The organism is Aureibaculum luteum (genome assembly GCF_003449015.1).
In the GTDB taxonomy this organism is placed as follows: Bacteria; Bacteroidota; Bacteroidia; order Flavobacteriales; family Flavobacteriaceae; genus Aureibaculum; species Aureibaculum luteum.
Genome location: NZ_QRGD01000002.1, coordinates 540,100 through 559,261 on the forward strand (window position 1 = coordinate 540,100; position 19,162 = coordinate 559,261).

At 31.2% G+C, this 19,162-nt stretch carries 14 protein-coding genes; 10 read left to right on the forward strand and 4 right to left on the reverse strand.

Features of this window, described 5'->3' with window-relative positions; translation table 11 throughout:
• Positions 1 to 39: 39 nt before the first annotated feature.
• Both lpxD and D3P13_RS07595 read left to right on the forward strand, forming a co-directional pair.
• Positions 40 to 1,032, forward strand: a complete 993-nt coding sequence (lpxD, locus tag D3P13_RS07590; protein WP_117880766.1) for a UDP-3-O-(3-hydroxymyristoyl)glucosamine N-acyltransferase — start codon at positions 40 to 42, stop codon at positions 1,030 to 1,032.
• Positions 1,033 to 1,119: 87 nt separating this feature from the next.
• Positions 1,120 to 1,557, forward strand: a complete 438-nt coding sequence (locus tag D3P13_RS07595) for a cold-shock protein (RefSeq protein WP_117880768.1) — start codon at positions 1,120 to 1,122, stop codon at positions 1,555 to 1,557.
• A gap of 336 nt (positions 1,558 to 1,893) precedes the next feature.
• Here D3P13_RS07595 and D3P13_RS07600 read toward each other — a convergent pair whose 3' ends face one another.
• Entirely contained in the window at positions 1,894 to 2,730 is an 837-nt protein-coding gene (locus tag D3P13_RS07600) for an OmpA/MotB family protein (RefSeq protein ID WP_117880770.1), read from the reverse strand.
• A 454-nt stretch (positions 2,731 to 3,184) separates the two neighbouring features.
• On the opposite strand from D3P13_RS07600, the gene D3P13_RS22490 reads away from it, so the two are divergent.
• From D3P13_RS22490 to tamL, 5 genes are all read left to right on the forward strand, one after another.
• A complete protein-coding gene (locus D3P13_RS22490; RefSeq protein ID WP_117880771.1) occupies positions 3,185 to 3,856 on the forward strand; it encodes a DUF6695 family protein in 672 nt (223 codons plus the stop codon).
• Positions 3,857 to 3,919: 63 nt separating this feature from the next.
• The gene (locus tag D3P13_RS22495; RefSeq protein ID WP_117880773.1) at positions 3,920 to 4,240 is read left to right on the forward strand and encodes a DUF6695 family protein; all 321 of its coding nucleotides are present in this window, start codon (positions 3,920 to 3,922) and stop codon (positions 4,238 to 4,240) included.
• A gap of 36 nt (positions 4,241 to 4,276) precedes the next feature.
• Positions 4,277 to 5,194 carry an EamA family transporter gene (locus tag D3P13_RS07615; RefSeq protein WP_117880775.1) on the forward strand — a complete coding sequence of 306 codons (918 nt, stop codon included), beginning with the start codon at positions 4,277 to 4,279 and terminating at the stop codon, positions 5,192 to 5,194.
• Positions 5,195 to 5,358: 164 nt separating this feature from the next.
• Positions 5,359 to 10,362: a translocation/assembly module TamB domain-containing protein gene (locus D3P13_RS07620; protein WP_117880777.1), complete on the forward strand. Its 5,004-nt coding sequence runs from the start codon at positions 5,359 to 5,361 to the stop codon at positions 10,360 to 10,362.
• The gene (gene tamL, locus D3P13_RS07625; protein ID WP_317124790.1) at positions 10,359 to 12,686 is read left to right on the forward strand and encodes a translocation and assembly module lipoprotein TamL; all 2,328 of its coding nucleotides are present in this window, start codon (positions 10,359 to 10,361) and stop codon (positions 12,684 to 12,686) included. The genes D3P13_RS07620 and tamL overlap by 4 nt, the downstream gene beginning before the upstream one ends.
• A gap of 18 nt (positions 12,687 to 12,704) precedes the next feature.
• Here tamL and D3P13_RS07630 read toward each other — a convergent pair whose 3' ends face one another.
• A complete protein-coding gene (locus tag D3P13_RS07630; RefSeq protein WP_198679986.1) occupies positions 12,705 to 12,926 on the reverse strand; it encodes an RNA-binding S4 domain-containing protein in 222 nt (73 codons plus the stop codon).
• A 129-nt stretch (positions 12,927 to 13,055) separates the two neighbouring features.
• Between D3P13_RS07630 and D3P13_RS07635 the strand changes: the two genes are divergently transcribed.
• Positions 13,056 to 14,492 (forward strand): T9SS type A sorting domain-containing protein, encoded by a 1,437-nt coding sequence (locus tag D3P13_RS07635; RefSeq protein WP_157972857.1) that lies wholly within the window; start codon positions 13,056 to 13,058, stop codon positions 14,490 to 14,492.
• A 10-nt stretch (positions 14,493 to 14,502) separates the two neighbouring features.
• Here D3P13_RS07635 and D3P13_RS07640 read toward each other — a convergent pair whose 3' ends face one another.
• Positions 14,503 to 15,426 (reverse strand): M23 family metallopeptidase, encoded by a 924-nt coding sequence (locus D3P13_RS07640; RefSeq protein WP_117880785.1) that lies wholly within the window; start codon positions 15,424 to 15,426, stop codon positions 14,503 to 14,505.
• A 298-nt stretch (positions 15,427 to 15,724) separates the two neighbouring features.
• On the opposite strand from D3P13_RS07640, the gene D3P13_RS07645 reads away from it, so the two are divergent.
• Both D3P13_RS07645 and D3P13_RS07650 read left to right on the forward strand, forming a co-directional pair.
• A complete protein-coding gene (locus tag D3P13_RS07645; protein ID WP_117880787.1) occupies positions 15,725 to 17,836 on the forward strand; it encodes a M3 family metallopeptidase in 2,112 nt (703 codons plus the stop codon).
• A 103-nt stretch (positions 17,837 to 17,939) separates the two neighbouring features.
• Positions 17,940 to 18,482, forward strand: a complete 543-nt coding sequence (locus D3P13_RS07650; RefSeq protein ID WP_117880789.1) for a DUF4251 domain-containing protein — start codon at positions 17,940 to 17,942, stop codon at positions 18,480 to 18,482.
• Between the two features lie 27 nt (positions 18,483 to 18,509).
• On the opposite strand, the gene D3P13_RS07655 is transcribed toward D3P13_RS07650, so the two are convergent.
• Positions 18,510 to 19,139, reverse strand: a complete 630-nt coding sequence (locus D3P13_RS07655) for a TMEM175 family protein (protein WP_117880791.1) — start codon at positions 19,137 to 19,139, stop codon at positions 18,510 to 18,512.
• Positions 19,140 to 19,162 lie beyond the last annotated feature (23 nt).

Consider the following 19,162-nt stretch of genomic DNA (forward strand, 5'->3'; position numbering starts at 1 on the left):
TTATATTTAACAATCAAACTAAAAAAGTAAAATAGTACTATGCAATCATATTCAATAGAAGAAATTAATAATATATTGGACGGAGAGCTTGTTGGGAATACAACTTCTCAAATAACAGGCCCAGAACAATTAGATAAAGCAGAAAATAACCATATAACATTTATTGGGAGTACAAAATATATTAAATATTGGAATTCATCTAAGGCTTCAGCCGCCATTGTAAATGAAAAATTCACCGTTGAACCCGGAGAGAATCGTGCCTTAATAAAAGTGAAAAATGCAGATTTGGCTATGGCAAAGCTTTTAGAAGTTTTTAATCCACCACCTCCAGTTTTTGATATTGATATCCATCCTACAGCAGTGGTGCATGAAACTGCAAAATTAGGTAAAGGATGTAAAATAGGAGCAGGATGTTATATTGGAAAAGATGTAGTATTGGCAGATGGCGTTATATTATATCCAAATGTTACCATAATGGATGAAACAAGCATAGGTGCACATACTATTGTTTGGTCAGGTACCGTTATTAGAGAACGCACAGAAATTGGTGCTTACTGTATCTTTCATACCAATGTGAGTATTGGAGCTGATGGTTTCGGTTACAGACCTAGTGATGATGGTAGAGGATTGGTGAAAATTCCGCAAATTGGTAATGTAATTATTGGCAATGGTGTTGAAATCGGAGCGAATAGCTGTGTAGATAGAGGTAAATTTAGCTCAACCATCATTGGTGACGGGTGTAAAATTGATAATTTAGTGCAAATTGCTCATAATTGTATAATGGGAAGGTCATGTATCATGGCTGGGCATAGTGGATTGGCAGGTTCTGTTACATTAGGAGATGGTGTTATTATAGGAGGTAGTGCTTCTATAAAAGATCATACTACAATTCATTCTGGAGCCACTATTGGTGCAGGATCTGGTGTGATGGGTGATGTTGCGGCAGGTAAAATAATGCTTGGTTATCCAGCAACAGAATCAAGAGAAATGCTAAAACAATGGGTGGCTTTACGTAAATTAGCGAAGCAATAATCAATAATTAAAAATAAATTCCTCAAAATTCACTATCTTTGCAGGATAACAGCTTTAAAAAGCATTAAAACAGTTTTGAGATAAAGAATGGCAAGAGCACAAGAAACCTTTGGAAAAAAAGAACGAGAAAAAAAGAGATTAAAAAAACGCGAAGATAAAAAAAAGCGTAAAGAAGCCCGTAAATCTGGTGAAAAGGATGATACATTTGTATATGTTGATGAATTTGGGCAGCTTACAGATACACCGCCAGACCCAGCAAGAAAGTTAAAAGTTGCCGCTGCGGATATTGTAGTTGGTGTACCTAAGAAAGAGGATTACGAAGAAGAAGATCCAATCAGAAAAGGAAAGGTTAATTTCTATGACGATAAGAAAGGTTTTGGGTTTATTGTGGATATGGAGAATAATGAAAAATATTTCTGTCACGTAAGTGGTTTAATAGATGACATTCAAGAAAATGATAAAGTAACTTTTGAACTTGAAAAAGGACAAAAAGGTCTAAATGCAGTAAGAGTAAAACAACAGTAGGCAAATAGTAACCGTATAAAAAAAGCCCAATGAGTTTATCATTGGGCTTTTTTTTATGCAACTCACTTATATATATAAACAACATTCCACAATTCAAATGGAGTGAGATATACGGCGATCTTTTATTTAGGCAACAAATAAATAAACCTATTGAAAGTAGCTTTTAAAGCTTATTTAAAAGATATTAAATCTAGCATTCACCTTTCATATAATTTTGCTAATAGAACTGCTTAAGCTAATTGATATATCATTAGAGTAATTTTATAAAAAGTGAAGTAAAAAAAAATGCCTGATGAAAATTCATCAGGCATTTTATATAAATTATTTATAATGAGCTTATTCTTTGTCAGCCATTAATGCGAAGAATTTATCAATATTAGGCATAATAACGATACGAGTTCTTCTGTTTTTTGCTCTGTTCTCTTTAGAATCATTTTCAACTAAAGGTTGGTAGCTACTTCTTCCTGAAGCAATTAATCTTGAAGGATCAACTTTAAATTTATCTTGCATTCTTCTTACTAAAGAAGTTGCACGTAATACACTTAAGTCCCAGTTGTCTTTAATAGCACCTGTATTGATAGTTCTAGAATCTGTATGACCTTCAACCATTAAATCTAAGCTAGGCTCAGAAGCTAACAAATCAGCAATTTTTTGTAGAACACCATCAGCTTTATTACTCATTCTATAACTAGCTGTTCTAAACAATAAATTGTCAGCAATAGTAATCATTACTACAGTTTCGTTAATATTGATATCAATTTCGCCATTAGAATCTTCACCTAATTCACTACCAGCCATTGTTTTCTTTAAATTATAAGAAACAGCAAGGTTCATAGAATCTTTTAATGTTTTCGCACCTTTAACAGCTTCTGAATCCATTTTTGAGATGGTAGCTCTCATTTGTTTTTTTGCATCTGTAGAGATAACACTTCCGTCAGAAGTAGTTAACTTAGCATCACTTTCTTCTTTAAGGGCATTTATTTTTGAATTATAAGCATCAACTTTTGCTTCAATTGCAGCAAATTTAGATTGTAATTCGTCTTTTTCAATTGCAGTTTTGTGTAATTCACCTTTAATTTGGTCTCTGTCTTGTTCAAGTGCAACATATTTCTTTTTTGATACACATGCAGACAATAATACCATTGTCAATAATAATACTGATACTTTTCTCATAATTTAATGTTTTTAATTTAACTTAGAGTTTAACTAGTGTTTTTTTGTAGCTGCAAATTTATAATAAACTATGAATTAAACAATTATAATTAATAAGTTTTATTAAAAACACATCTAAATTTAATGCACTGAAAACTAAATGATTACATAACGTTGTCGTTAATAACAATTAGCTAATGTCTTGTTATTATCTGCAAACAGTTCAAAAACGGCCTTATTACTGGTTTATTAAATATTTGCATTGGCACTACTATTACAACAATTAATTATGTTATTTTTGGGTTGACTTCATTTATAATTACTGCTCATCAACTTGTAATACTTTTAATAATGAAGGTTTTGGTAATAAAAAATATTCTATATAAATTGACTGAATTATCTTAGTCATATTTTGAGCTAGGATAGGACTTAGGAAATAGAAACTATAAATTTGTTTAGCATATGATTCCTTTTTATGGTTAAAGACGCAACAATAATAGCATTAGCTTGGCCAGACACAAAAGTCATTCATGAAGGTAAGTGGTATGATATCCCTATGAAGTGGGTTGGAATCTGTAAAGACGGGCATTATTCAGCAGGGCATGCCGCATTTTTACTCATTAACCATAACAACAAAGATGTCCATTACTTTGATTTTGGAAGATATCATACACCTATAAAATATGGAAGGGTAAGGAGTAAACTGACCGATCCAGATATACAAGTAAAAATAAAGGCACAAATTGAGAATGGAGAGATTCTTAATTTAGATCAAATATTGTTTGATAGATATAGAAATAAAGCTTGTCATGGTGATGGAAGATTATCGGCCTCAATTGTTGAGGGAATTAATTTTGAACGTGCTTTTAAGAAAGTAAAAGCAATGCAAGATCGTGAAGCAATAAGCTATGGACCTTTTGAATGGTATGGAACCAACTGTTCACGTTTTGTAGTTCAAGTAGTTTTAGCTTCTACTAAAAATTGGTTCACTAAATTATTGATAAGAGTACCTTATACCATTTCAGCGACACCAAGGTCAAACACAAAAGTATTGAATGATTTACCTTATTATTATGAGGTGATTAATGGTGAAATTTATAAAAAGAAAAGCAAATTTTATTTTTTAAAAAAATGGTTTGTTTATTAATAGACTAATTAAGATAATACTTCAATAAAAGAAGTAGAGAATCATAACTTTTAAAGACTATCTATGGGATTGATAGGAACACTAATACCACCGAACTTGCCAAAAACTATTCCAGAAAATTCTAAATGGTTATCAGGTCAAGGTACGGGGTGTTGGTTTAGTATGGAAACAACTACCATTAGTAATACTTATAGAATAGTAAGATATACACCTCAAGGTATAGTTGATTGTGATCGTATTTTTAAATTAGTTGAGAACGACTCTGTTTTTGAAATAGGACAACCCTACGAATTTGTACATGTTTCACATTGTAATAAATGTAGGATTCAACAGAACAATCAACTATTTATTTTTAATTATCACATAAATATAGATTCGTTATAGATTAATGTATAATTTTATCCCGAATTATTTTAATCAATGACCAAACCCAACAACAAAGTACTTATTGTATTAGCTTTTTTTTCAATTTATGTAATTTGGGGTTCTACCTATTTACTTAACAAAATTGCAGTTACAGAGCTTCCTCCATTTAAATTAGCCGCTATTCGATTTTTAGTTGCAAGCTTACTTATTTTTATAATAGCCAAAATTTTAGGTATTAGCATCGCTATTACCGGAAAGCAGTTTAAAAACACCATTATTGCTGGTTTTTTATTCTTAACTTTTGGAAACGGAGTAGTGGTGTGGGCTTTAAAATATGTAGATAGTGGCTTTGCAGCTCTTGAAATTTCAGCCCAGCCTCTTGTGGTACTTCTATTAATGCGATTTTTTGAAGGGAAAAAGATTCAGCCTATGTCTCTTGTAGGCATTGTTTTAGGCATGATAGGAATGTACTTATTAGTCAGTCAATCAGAAATTATTAGTAATGAAAATACAATGATAGGACTTTTAATGATATTTGCTTGTATGATAAGTTGGGGATACAGTAGCTTATTTGTAGCCAAAGCCGACTTACCAAGTAATTTTTTTGTGAATACAGGATATCAAATGTTAACAGGTGGAACTATGTTACTCATTGCCAGTTTTCTATTTGGAGAACAATGGACTAATCCCATAGAATGGAGTGGTAAAGTCCAATTTTCAATGCTCATTTTAATTACTTTTGGAAGTATCGTGGCATTTACGTCTTTTAATTACCTTTTAAAAAATGTTTCTCCTGAAAAAGTAGCAACCTCTACGTATGTAAATCCTATAATTGCTTTGGGTTTGGGATGGTATTTTTTAGAAGAGCAAATTACCACTCAGTCTATTATCGCAGCTGTTGTACTTTTAACAGGTGTATACTTTATTAATACTACAAAGAAATTAACTAAATATTCTAGATTTAAAAAATAGCATTGTCATTTTTTTAAGTGAGTCTTATTATAACTCAATAAGTTTAAATTTTTAACTGCTTATTCTTTTGAGCTAAAGTTTTAAGTATTAAAGTTAATTCACTAATTTTTTATAGAGTAATTTTACCTGTTAAATTAAGGATTACTCAATTAGCACTATTCTATTTGAAAGATAAAAAAAAAAGTATTAAAAGTCGCATACTAAGAGGTATAGGTAAACTAGGTCTTGGTATTGTGGTACTATTTATTTTGCTTATTTTATTTATTAGAAGTAAATGGGGACAAGAAGTCATCGTAAACAAAGTGGTGAACTATGTTTCAAAAAAAACCAATACCAAAATAGAAATAGACAAACTATACATTACTTTCGGTGGAAATATAATGCTCAATGGTCTTTATTTGGAAGACACTAAAGGAGATACACTTGTTTATTCTAAATCTCTCGAAGCCAATATGCCGCTTTGGTCAATTATTAATGGAAAAGGGATAGGTATTGATAATTTGTTATGGAATGGGCTCAAGGCGAATATTATTCGAAAAGATTCCATTGAAGGGTATAATTTTCAGTTTTTGATAGATGCTTTTACATCAAAAGATACTACTTCAGTTCAGCAAGACATCAATTCAACTCCAGTAGACTTAATTGTTGATAGCATCGATTTAAATCACTTTGACATTACTTTTAATGATGCTGTTTTAGGAATAAATAGCCGCTTTATTATTGGAAATTTATCCTTAGCGATGGATAAAACAGATCTTAATAAGATGGATTATAGAGCCACGGAAATTATACTATCAGATGCTACTATTAAATACACGCAAAGTCCTGTTCTTCCATCACTGTCTGACGAGAACGCTGTTTTACCTTTTTTAGCTGTTGACAAATTAAATCTAAATAATGTCGTTGCAGATTATAATTCAGAAATTGATAATAGTCGTTATCGTGTTAACATTGCTCAACTTCATACAGAAATCCCAAAAATTGATTTAACCAATACTACTTTGGAAATTGTAAAATTTGAACTAGATGACTCTAAAATTGTAATAAACACAACGACTGCCAACAAAATTGCCGTTGAAAATGATAGTCTTAAACTTGCAACGACGTTTGAATGGCCAAATTTTAAAATAAATGTAGGCTATCTCAGTATGAAAAATAATACATTTAGCTATGTAAATAACAATGCTATTCCTCAAAAGGGTATTTTTAATGGTGATGCGATTGTTCTTAATAATCTTACTTTATTAGGAAAAGATATTTCCTTAAAGGATAAAAAAGTTGGTCTTAATATTGAAAACCTCAATTTTAATGAAGCTTCTGGAAATCAATTGAAAGTACTTCAATTAAATGCTAATTTGTCGGATAATTCGCTGTTAGTTAAGGGTATTAATTTATCATTAAACGATAATAAACTTCAAGGAAACGCCAAATTAAATTATAATAGCTTGGCTTCTTTCATCGAAAAACCAGATGATGCACAGCTTTCCGTTAGTATTCCAACTTTTCAGTTTGATTTAAAAGATGTTTTCCAGTTTCAACCTGACTTGCGTAAAATTGAGATGTTTCAATCGCTTTCAAAACAATATTTTAAAGGAAATATTGAAGCTTCTGGGAAGTTATCGTCGATAACTATCTCCAAAATAAAAGTGAACTGGGGTAATGAAACCGAATTATCCCTAAATGGGCATTTAGAAAATGTTACTGACATTGATAAGTTGCAATTTGATATTCCACAATTTAACGCACAAACCAATAAAAAAAGTCTTTCGCTTTTTGTCAATGAGGATAGTTTGGGAATCAATTTTCCTGAATTGGTTAATTTAAAAGGGAATGTAAAAGGCAGTTTAAAAGATATCAACGCCATCGCTGAATTAAATACTTCACAAGGAAAAGCAAACCTTAAGGGGAATTTCAATAATGAGAATCAATTGGTCTTTGATGCAGATTTTAAAATTGACAATTATGAGATAGGCAAACTTTTAAATAATAATAAATTAGGTGAATTAACTTTAAGTGTTACTACTAAAGGAAAAGGAAAGGATATCAATCATCTGAATGGGGAATTATTAGCAACTGTTGAGAATTTTGGGCTAAATAATTATGAAATTATAGACTTAATAATTGATGGAAAATTTAAAGACGGAGTTGGGAAAATCAAATCAAATTATAAAGATGACAACTTAAATCTCAATTTACTTGTAGACGTAAGGTTGGACTCTATTGCATCACAAGTTTCCATGAATTTAGATATCATTGGTGCAGATTTGCAAGCTTTAGGTATTATGCAACGCAATGTGCGAACAGGGTTAAAACTAAATGCTGATTTTAAAGGAAATTCAGAGAAATTTAAGTTGAAGGCAAGTGTTGAAGATGGTGTAGTGGTCTATGATGACAAATCATATTTGCTAGGTGGCGTTGATATCAACGCGTTTGTTGACAAAGACACCACTTCGGCTTCCATAAAAAACAAGGTTTTGAATTTTGAATTGCATTCGAATTCGAATCCACAAAATTTCACAACCGCCATCGAACGCCATTTGACAAGCTATTTTTATAGAGATACTAAAGTTGCAGATTCGATAAAAAATCCAGTGAATTTGGTATTAAAAGGTAAGATTAGTCAAGCCCCTGTGCTGAACGAAGTACTGTTGCTCAATCTAATAGAGTTGGACACCATAGATGTGGCCGTTAAATTTAACGAAAACGCCAGAAAATTAAAAGCCAATATTACTGCACCGCATATCAATTATGATGGAAATGAGATTGATAGCTTAGCTTTAAATATCGATACAGAAATGGATAAGTTTGTGTTTGATTTGGGTTTTAAAGAAATCAACAGTGGTCAACTTGCCATCAAAAAAACGAGCATTACAGGAAATCAAGCAAATAATGAACTGGCATTAAGTTTCACTTCTTTCTATGACCAAGAAAAATTAATAAATATAGAATCTACAATTACCGGTCATCGAGATTCCTTACGTTTTCACGTGTTGAACGATAATCTTATTTTGAATAAAAATAAATGGGAAACACCTAATTCCAACGAAATTAAAATTACCAATAACAAATTATCCTTCAATGATTTTAACTTTAGCAGAAATGGCGAATCCGTTGCTATTACGGACGCTGTAAGCAGTTCCAACAAGGATAGATTTGACATCAATTTCGACAACTTTAAACTTAACAAAATCATTAATTACCTAAATCCCGAAAATGAAATAGCTTCTGGGGTTCTAAATGGTGAATTTAGTGTTGAAAATCCCTTTGAAGATTTGGGAATTGTAACAGATTTAAAAATCCAGCAATTGAAACTTTTAAACGTTGATTTAGGTACTTTATCTTTAGATGCAAAATCGGGCGAGAACAATAATTATGACTTTAATGTAGATTTGAATGGTGGAGCAGTTGATTTGACATTGAAAGGTGATTTTCTGGCAGATGATATTGCACCTCAAATAAATCTAGATTTGGAAATTAATAAATTCAATATGAAAGCCTTAGAAGGGTTTACCGAAGGTGAAGTGAGCAGTACTTCGGGCTATTTGTCTGGAAGTTTTAATTTGAAAGGCAATTTAAATAAGCCCGAATATTTTGGAAAAATCGCTTTTAAAAATGCCAATTTTAAAATCACGCAACTCAACGAAAGTTTTAGCTTGGATAATGATGTAATAAACATCGACAACAAAGGCTTGTCGATGGATAACTTTACGATTCAAGATGAAAATAAAAATACTTTCATGTTTTCGGGCTTTATTGGTACTGAAAGTTTTAGCAATCCAACGTTTGATTTAAAAATAAATGCCAAGAATTTTCAAGTCATTAACGCAACAAAAGAAGACAACGATTTAGTGTATGGTAAAGCCGTTTTTGATGCCAACGGCACAATTAAAGGCAATTTGGAAATCCCAAAAATAGATTTGAACCTAAAAGTAGGTTCAGAAACAGACATTACCTATATATTACCATCGGCATCGGTAAATATTGAAGAACAAGACGGTGTGGTTATTTTTGTAAACCGAGAAAATCCTGATGCCATCTTAACCCGAACCGAAGAGAAGTCAGTTAAAATAACCGGTTTTGATGTCAATGCTAATTTAAAAGTGGATAAAAGTGCAAGAATAAAGGTAATCATTGATGCCGAAACGAATGATAATTTTCAAGTTTCTGGAACCGGAGATTTTAAGGTGAAAATGAGCCCTAATGGTTCCATGAACTTAACAGGAGTTTATGAAATTGCTAATGGTCATTATGAAATGAATTTATATAATATCGTAAATAGAAAATTTGAATTAACGTCAGACAGTCGTATTAGTTGGTATGGAGATCCATTTGATGCTAAATTAGATGTTAAGGCATTGTATAAAATAGACGCATCAGCATCACCATTAATGGCATCGCAGACAACAAGTTCCGATGCATCTATAAAAAACCAATATCAGGAAGTATTGCCGTTTTATGTGTATTTGAATGTTGATGGAGAGCTAATGCAACCAGAAATTTCCTTTGAATTAGATATGCCAGAGGAAGAACAAGGGGCTATAAGTGGACAAGTATATGCACGTGTTCAACAAGTGAATAAGCAAGAAAACGAACTTAATCAACAAGTATTTTCATTATTAGTATTAAGTAGATTCTATCCACAATCTGATAGTGATGGAAGCAGTGGTGGTTTTGCTTCAATTGCTAGAGATAATCTAAATGATGCACTTTCTGATCAATTGAATGTATTTTCAGATAAATTATTAGGTGATACAGGTGTTGAACTCAATTTTGGTTTAGATAGTTATACCGATTACCAAGGTGATTCACCAGAAGACCGGACACAACTAGAAGTTGCGGCTAAGAAAAAACTATTTAATGATCGATTAATTGTAAGTGTTGGTAGTGATATTGATATAGAAGGAAGTAGCAGTACAGACGAATCTACTCCAATTATTGGTAATGTAAGTGTAGAATATTTATTAACTGATAATGGAAGATATAGACTTAAGGGCTTTAGAAAAAATGAATTTGAAAATGTAATTGATGGTCAAACCATTATTAGTGGTATTGCATTAATTTTTACTCAAGAATTTAATAAGTTTGATGAGCTGTGGTATGCTCTATTACACGGTCAGACTCAAGTTGAAAAATCAGATAAAAATAAAAAGGAAAAGAAACAAAATTGAGATATAAACATAAAAATATAGCTATAATACGATTTATTAAAACGAATATTTTAATAAAATACGCTATAGGCTTTATGCTGTCTGTGCTATTGATTCTATTTCAATCATGCAGTATACAAAAATATATTCCCAATAAAGAACGACTTTATATAGGTGCTTCCATTGATATAAAATCAGATAGTATCGTTAAAAATGAAAAGGCCTTAGAAGAAAATCTAAAAACTGCTATTCAAAAAAAAACAAATAAAAAGATTTTAGGATGGTATTATGGATTGTATTATCATTTCAAATCTCAAAATAAAAGGCAAGGATTTATTAACCGATGGCTAAATAAAAAAATAGGGGAGGAGCCTGTATATCAATCAGATATAAAGACTACTGCCGTTAAAGAAGTGCTGATAAACCGGCTAGAAAATAATGGGTTTTATTACAATAACGTTACCTCTAATTGGACGAGTAATGATAAGAAAAAAACAGCTTCAATCGATTATAATATTACCGTTCAGCAACCATATAGAATGGAAAGTTATCAATTAGATACGCTGCAACCTCCAATTTATAAAGAAATGCAAGGGTACCTATCGGATACGCCTTTTAAAAAGGATATGCGTTTTAATTTATCTTTATTAAAATTAGAAAGAGACCGTATAGACAATGGTTTGAAAATGAAAGGTTACTACAATTTTAACTCTAATTTTTTAATTTTTGAAGCGGATACAAATAGATATAAAGACAAACGATTTGATTTATTTTTAAAATTAAAAAAAGATGTCCCTAAAAAAGCAATAGTCCCCTATAGAATCTCTAAAATTAATATTTTTTCAAATTATGATATCCAACAAGATTCATTATCTAATAAAGTTGTTCGGTATAATCATAAAAACTTCATTGAGCAAATACCATATTTTAAAACGAAATATCTTGACCCTTATATTACTTTAAAAGAAGGGGAGTTTTACAATCCTCAAACATCAAAAAATACGGCGAGACGATTGTCCACCATTGGATCTTATAAATTTGTAAATATTCAGTACAACCAATTGGATACTATTGCAAAAAATGATAGCATAGGTTTTTTAGAAACTAATATTTTTCTTTCCCCGTTAAACAAAAGGGCATTTAAAGCCTCATTAGAAGCGGTATCTAAATCAAATAATTTTGCAGGCCCCACGTTGGCATTAACCTACACGAATAGAAACTTATTCGGTGGTGGAGAAATATTGAATCTTAGTGCAAATATTGGTTATGAATGGCAAATTACAGGAGGAAACAGTAATGGAACAAGCATTCTTCAATTAGGGTTATCCTCTGAATTAATCTATCCAAGGATTATTTTTCCAATAAAAATAAGTAGCAATTACTTTAAATATGCTATTCCTAAGACAAAAATGAGTTTAGGGTTGGATTATTTACAAAGAACGCAATTATACACTTTATTATCAGGTACAGCACAATTTGGATATTTATGGAATGCCAATAGATATGTTACGCATGAAATTATTCCAATTTCAACTACGTACACCCAACTGTCCAATACCACAGAAGCATTTGACGAAATTCTTTCTGAAAATGAGTATTTGAGTAGTAGTTTTGATCAAGAATTTATTTCTGGACTCAATTATTCATTTACCTATAATGAAATGGTCGACACTAAGAAAACGCATCAATTTTATATCAATTCCACATTAGAGATTGTGGGTAATTCTTTAAGTTTATTTGGTAAAAATAATGGAGAAGATTCTAAAACGATATTCGGTTTTGAGTTTGCACAATATGCCAAAGCTGATTTTGATTTACATTATCACTTTAATTTTGGAAAAGATCAGAAAATTGCAACACGGGTGTTTGCGGGTTACGGTTATGCTTATGGAAACTCTGATGTATTACCGTTTACAAAGCAATATAATGCTGGTGGACCCTATAGTGTGCGAGCATTTCAAATTGGAACCTTAGGGCCTGGTCAATATGATGAAGATGTAGATGGTGGTGATTCTGATTATCTTTTCTATAATTCAGGAAACATAAAATTGGAAGCAAATATCGAATATAGGTTTCCTATCTATTCGTTTGTTAAGGGAGCTGTTTTCGCGGATGCAGGAAATATTTGGACGTCTAATAAAAATGAGACTTTTCCAAATGGTAAATTCACTGATAATTTTACAAATGAATTAGGAATTGGAGTGGGAATAGGACTTCGTATTGATGTTCAAGGTTTTGTAATTAGATTTGATTTGGCAGCACCCTTCCACGATCCCAAAGAAGAAAGTTATAATTTTAAATGGGATGAACCTGTATTCAATTTTGCAATTGGATATCCATTTTAACCCATTTTATTAAAAAGTCTATTCAATTTCAATTTGAATGTTGTTTGTATTTATAATATCACCAATTACCAATTTATTTCTTACCCTAGTTTCAACTTGGTTGTTAACTGTAACTTCCTCATTTTGAATAATAATTTTCGCGTGTCCACCAGTTTGTGCAATTCCCACAACCTGAAGTAGATTGTTTAAGGTAATATAAGGTTGACCTTCTTTTAATTTAAAAGTTTTGTTATCCATCATTTACTGCTTGATTAGGAGTTAGTTAAAAGAATTTTCTCCAACGTTATTATAATTTTTTTTACGTTTTTTCGTTATATCCACAAAGTTAATGGGTTTGGTTTGATTAAAAATTATATTACATATCTATTTTTGGCATTTTCATTAAATATAGTTTCTGCACAAGAGCTATCGAGTTTACCGTTGTTTAGCATGGATAATCTTGACTATCAAGGTGCCTTCAGAATAGATGCGGGTACTTATGGAGCTTCAAATATGAATTTCGCTCAAGGTCCTTTGGCTTATAATTCTGAAAATAATTCAATTTTTATTGTTGGTCATAGCCATCATCAAGCTATTGCAGAGTTTAAAATACCCAGTTTAGTAAATAGTACTGTCATCGCTGATTTAAACACCGTTGAACAACCCATTCAGATTTTTAAGCAATTTCTAAATGCAACTCCAGACGGTAACCCTGAAGGCATAGATAGAATAGGAGGATTGTATCCCATACTATATAATGGCAAGCAAAAATTAATTGTTAATGCCTACGAATATTACGATGCTCCAGGAGACAACAAGTTTTCCACCTTACTTATTGATAATGCGAATAATTTAGAGAATAGTACTGCAAAAGGCTATTTAAAATTTGAAGGAGGATCAGGGCATACTTCTGGGTGGATTTCGCCCATTCCAGAAAATTTAAAAAGCATATTCGGAGGAACGCATATTACAGGACAATCGAGTGGTATTCCAATAATTTCAAGAACGAGTGTAGGTCCATCAGCTTTTGTTTTTAATATGGATAACTTGCTTAATACAGCAAATACCATCAACACAACAAAATTATTAGATTTTAGTCTGACAAATCCACTTCATTCAGATCTTTCAAATTCAAGTTTAGCAAATGATATATGGACACATCTTTCAAGAGCAGTTTATGGGTTTATTGTTCCTGGAACAAGGACTTATGTAACTATTGGAAAAAGTGGTGGTCACCAAACAGGTGTTTGCTATAAATGTACACAAACGAATGGTAATCTCTGTGGCGGTTATTGCACACCCGATTCAAACGATAATTATAATTACTATTGGTTGTGGGATTTAAATGATTTGTTAGATGTTAAAAATGGGCAACGTTTACCCTATGATGTACAACCTTATGCTTATGGTAAATTTAATACTCCATTTCAGAGTTCTGCTCATAGTATTAATGGAGGTAGTTTTGACCCAATTACAGGAAATCTATACCTTTCAATTGAAAATGCCGATAATGAACAAGGAACGTATGCTAATCCGCCAATAATTGTAGTGTATCAGACAGGAGCTGCACTTGATACTCCAACTAATACTGCGGAAAATATACAAATTTATCCAAATCCCACATTCGGTATTATCAAAATTGATGCACCTGAGTCAAGTTATACTATTAATGTTGTAAACACTATTGGTGCAACTATCTATTCTTCTAAGAAAAAAGGAAAAAGTTTTGATATAGACTTAAGTTCTTTTGCTAACGGAATGTATTTTCTTGTAATTGAAAATTTAGACACCCACTTGATTTCTGTCGAGAAAATATTAAAAAAGTAATCTGATTATTTTAAAAACCAATAATTAACCTTTTACCAGGTTTTAGAATAGTTGTTCTTCTAATTTTATTTGCTTTGCACAAAGCTGAAATCGAAGTACCATACTTATTTGCTATTCTTGAAAGTGAATCACCCCTTCTAATTCTATGGGTTTTTACTTGCACCACTTTTTGATTTGTAGCTTCTTTAAATGTAGTGGCTACTTGAATATCACTCTTCCTTTTAGAACTATGAAGATGAGGGCTTGTCCATTTATTAGTTACCCAAATTTTATCACTTCTAATTTTATTCTTTTCACCAAAATCAAATAAATACTCAGGGTTAATAAAATTACCTTTAAAACTCGTCTCTAAATGTAAATGGCTCCCTCTTGCATTTCCTGTAACACCACCATTACCTATAATTTGACCTTTTAAAACTAAGTCATTTTCTTTTACTATTTGATTGGATAAATGTGCATAAAGTAACTCTAAACCATTCGAGTGTCTAACGATTATACATTTACCATACCCTCTATTATAACCTACATATCGTACTTTACCACTTAATATGGCCCTTAGACTATCACCAGTTACCAAATCAATATCAATTCCATTATGTGGTCGTCTATTTCGCCAACCATAACGTGAAGTGACTACTTTATCTATTAATACTGGAGATGCATAGATACTGTCCTTAAAATCAATTTCAAACGGAACATTTTTAATGGGAATAGGGTAAGGTTTTAATTTATCATTATCCCAATACTCATTTATGAAAGGGTTTACACTTGAATAATCAACCATTAGATTGAATTCTTCTTTTGATAAAAAATCAAGATGTGTATTAATTTTTTCTTCTAAACCATGAATGTACATGGGGTCTATGGCTCTATCTTGACCAAATATAGTAGACATTGATATTAAAAAGAGAATGGAGGAGAAAAATATCTTCATAAAATGTAACTCAATTTTAATTTCTCATTTATTTTATTTTAAGAAGTTTTTACAATTGAATTCTTCCAAAAAATTTAATTGCAACAAAAGTAAACTTTTTAATTAAATGTTTCTGTTTATAGAGCTCTCGTTTCGATATTAAAAATATCAACTATCACATTTTTAGCTGTTTACGGTTCGTATTTAACTTATGTTTAACGGATTTCGATCAATTTTTGTTGCTTGTTAAAAACCAGTAAAAAATAAACAGATTGTACCATTTTACATATCTTTACAATGAATTATCAAACTTTTTTATATGAGACCTTTCTACAACTTGTTATTATTAACGGTTTTGATTACCGCTTGTGAAAATGACAAAAAAAACACAATAAATACGATGAATACAACTAATAATCCTCTAATGGAAGAGAGTACTTTGCCCTATCACGCTCCTGATTTTGGAAAAATTAAAAATAGTGATTTTAAACCCGCATTCTTAAAGGGTATTTCAGAGCAGAAAGAAGCTGTAGAAAAAATAGCCAATTTATATAATGATCCAACTTTTGACAATACCGTTTTGGCTTTAGAAAAAAGTGGTATATTATTAGAAAGAGTTTCAAATGTATTTTATGGGCTGTCTGGAGCTCATACTAATGATAGTATAAAAGCTATACAAGAAGAAATTGCTCCTAAACTTTCCAAATTAGGAGATGCTATTTATTTGAATGACAAATTATTTAACCGAATTAAAATCATTTACAATAAACGAGACAGTTTAGATTTAGATTCTGAAGCTATAAAACTCATAGAAAATTACTTTGAAGATTTTGAAATTGCTGGGGCCAATTTATCAGCAGAAAAAAAAGAAACCTTAAAAGAATACAATACACAACTGGCAACACTTACTACCAAGTTTAATCAAACACTATTAGAAGCTAATAATGCAGGAGCCTTATTATTTACAGATAAGGAAGCTCTTGCTGGGCTCTCTGAATCACAACTAAAAGCATTAGAAAATAAAGAGAAAAATGGTTGGATGATCCCTTTACAAAACACAACGCAACAACCTTTATTACAGTCTTTGACAAACCGTGAGACAAGAGAAAAACTTTTTAAGTCTTCTTGGAACAGAGCAGATGGTTCAAAAAATGACACTAAAGAAATTATTATAAAAATTGCAACGCTAAGAGCTAAAAAAGCAGGGGTATTAGGTTTTGATAATTATGCTGAATGGAGCTTACAAAAAACAATGGCAAAAAACGCCATAAGTGTATTTGATATGTTTAAAGGGCTTATACCTGCAGCCACTAAAAAAGCACAGTTAGAATCTGAAGAGATACAGAAAATGATTAATAGTAAAGGTGGTGATTTTACATTAGAACCATGGGACTGGAACTATTATGCTGAAATGGTACGAAAAGCAAAATACGATTTAGACGAAGATCAAATAAAACCTTATTTTGAATTGAAAACCGTTTTAGAAAAAGGAGTGTTTTATGCTGCAGAAAAATTATATGGTATTTCATTTAAATCTAGATCAGATATTCCTGTTTATCATAAAGATGTAATGGTATACGAGGTGTTTGAGCAAAACGGTGATAAATTAGGCTTGTTTTATGGTGATTTTTTTGCCCGTTCTAGTAAAAGAGGAGGAGCATGGATGAGCAATTTCGTAACCCAATCTAAACTTTACAATAAGAAACCAGTAATTTATAATGTGTGTAATTTCTCTAAACCGGCAGAAGGTGAAGCTGCATTATTATCGTTTGATGATGTATCTACTATGTTTCATGAATTTGGGCATGCGTTACACGGATTTTTCGCAGATCAACAATATCCATCATTATCTGGAACAGCTGTAGCGAGAGATTTTGTTGAATTCCCATCGCAATTCAATGAAAATTGGGCTTTATATCCTGATGTTTTAAAGAATTATGCCATCCACAATAAAACAAAAGAACAAATTCCACAGGCATTAATTGATAAAATTAAAAAATCAGGAACCTTTAACCAAGGGTACAGTTTAACTGAAAACTTGGCAGCGTCTAATTTAGATATGCAATGGCACACTATTGCTACTGATAGAAATATTACTGATGCCAATGCTTTTGAAAAAGAAGCATTACACAATACAAAATTAGATGTTGTACACGCGGTACCGCCTCGTTATAGATCTACTTATTTTTCACACGTTTTTGGAAGTGGCTATGCTGCGGGTTATTATTCTTATCTGTGGACAGAAATGTTAGATCATGATACTTATAATTGGTTTAAAAACAATGGTGGTCTTACACGTGAAAACGGTCAACGTTTCCGTGACATGGTTCTCTCTCGAGGGAATACATTAAATCTTGAAAAAATGTATAAAGACTGGAGAGGTAGTGATCCTAAAATTGAACCAATGTTAAAGGCAAGAGGATTGAAATAGAGTTAACTTATATTGTTTGTCTTAAAATTTATTAGATCTATTTATAGTTGATATAAATCGGCATATTTTTTGTGGTAAAAAACGAAACTTTAATTACGAAAAAATGAAAAATCATCCTATTTATCTTATTTTAGTAATGGCATTTTTTAGTAGTTGTGCAAGTACTAAAGTTTTAGATAGCAGTAAAATAAAAGAATTAGTAACACATCAAATGTTTACTATCGAATCAGATATAGCTCAACCTATGGCTACTATAGGTTTGTCTAAATTACAAAATTCAGGTATATTAGGTGTGGGAAATTCATCAAGTAATATTAGCCTTATAGGTAACAATAACTTTTTAAATATAAAAGGAGACTCAATTTCTTCATATTTACCATATTATGGTGAGCGACAGTCAAACGTTGGCTATGGTTCAAACAATGGGGGTATTGAATTTGAAGGCCTAATTAAAAATTACGATACGGAATGGAACGCTAAAAAGCAATATTACACAATAACCTTTAAAGCAAAAAGTAATAATGAGTGGTTTGATGTTAGAATGAATTTATATCCAAACCTTAAAAGTTATGTTACACTAAATAGTGCATCGCGAACTGGTATAACATATATTGGTAAAGTGAGTGCTTTACCAGAGGACGAATAACCATTTAATAATAAATAATCTTAAAATCTAAGAATCTTCTACTGATACTTTATTTGTATTTCGTTTATAATTTCTATTAATAAAAAATTGAAACACAAAAATGAGCACAAATATATAACGTGCTACATTTGGTAATATAAATGCTAAAATAGCTGCCAATATCCAAACACTAAGTGCATTTAAACCTGTTAACGTGTGCCATCTAATAGCTAATGGCGTTAGTTCAGGGTTGTTTTTTTCCTTTTTCATGATATACCTTATCATTATAAAATTTAAAAGTCCAATTGCTGAAAGATTGAAACAATAAAAGACAAACGGAATTACATAACCGAAACCACTCACATAAAATCCAGTAGAAAAGGGCATTAAAACGATAAAAAGTAATAGGAAAATATTAATCCATAATAATTTATTATCGACGGTTGATACTAACCGCATAGAGCGTAAATGTGCTACCCAATACAAGGCTGTTACCAAAAAACTTACGACCAAACCAATAAAATTAGGGATTCTATTTGTCAATATATCCCATGAATTAAAGGTTGCAATAGCTTTGCTTGAGGGAATTGCAACTTCTAATACTAGCAAGGTCATTGCTATAGAATATACAGCATCACTAAAACTAATAATCCGATTTTTATCATAGGTTTGGTTCATTTTCTTTAAATTATAGTTTCTAT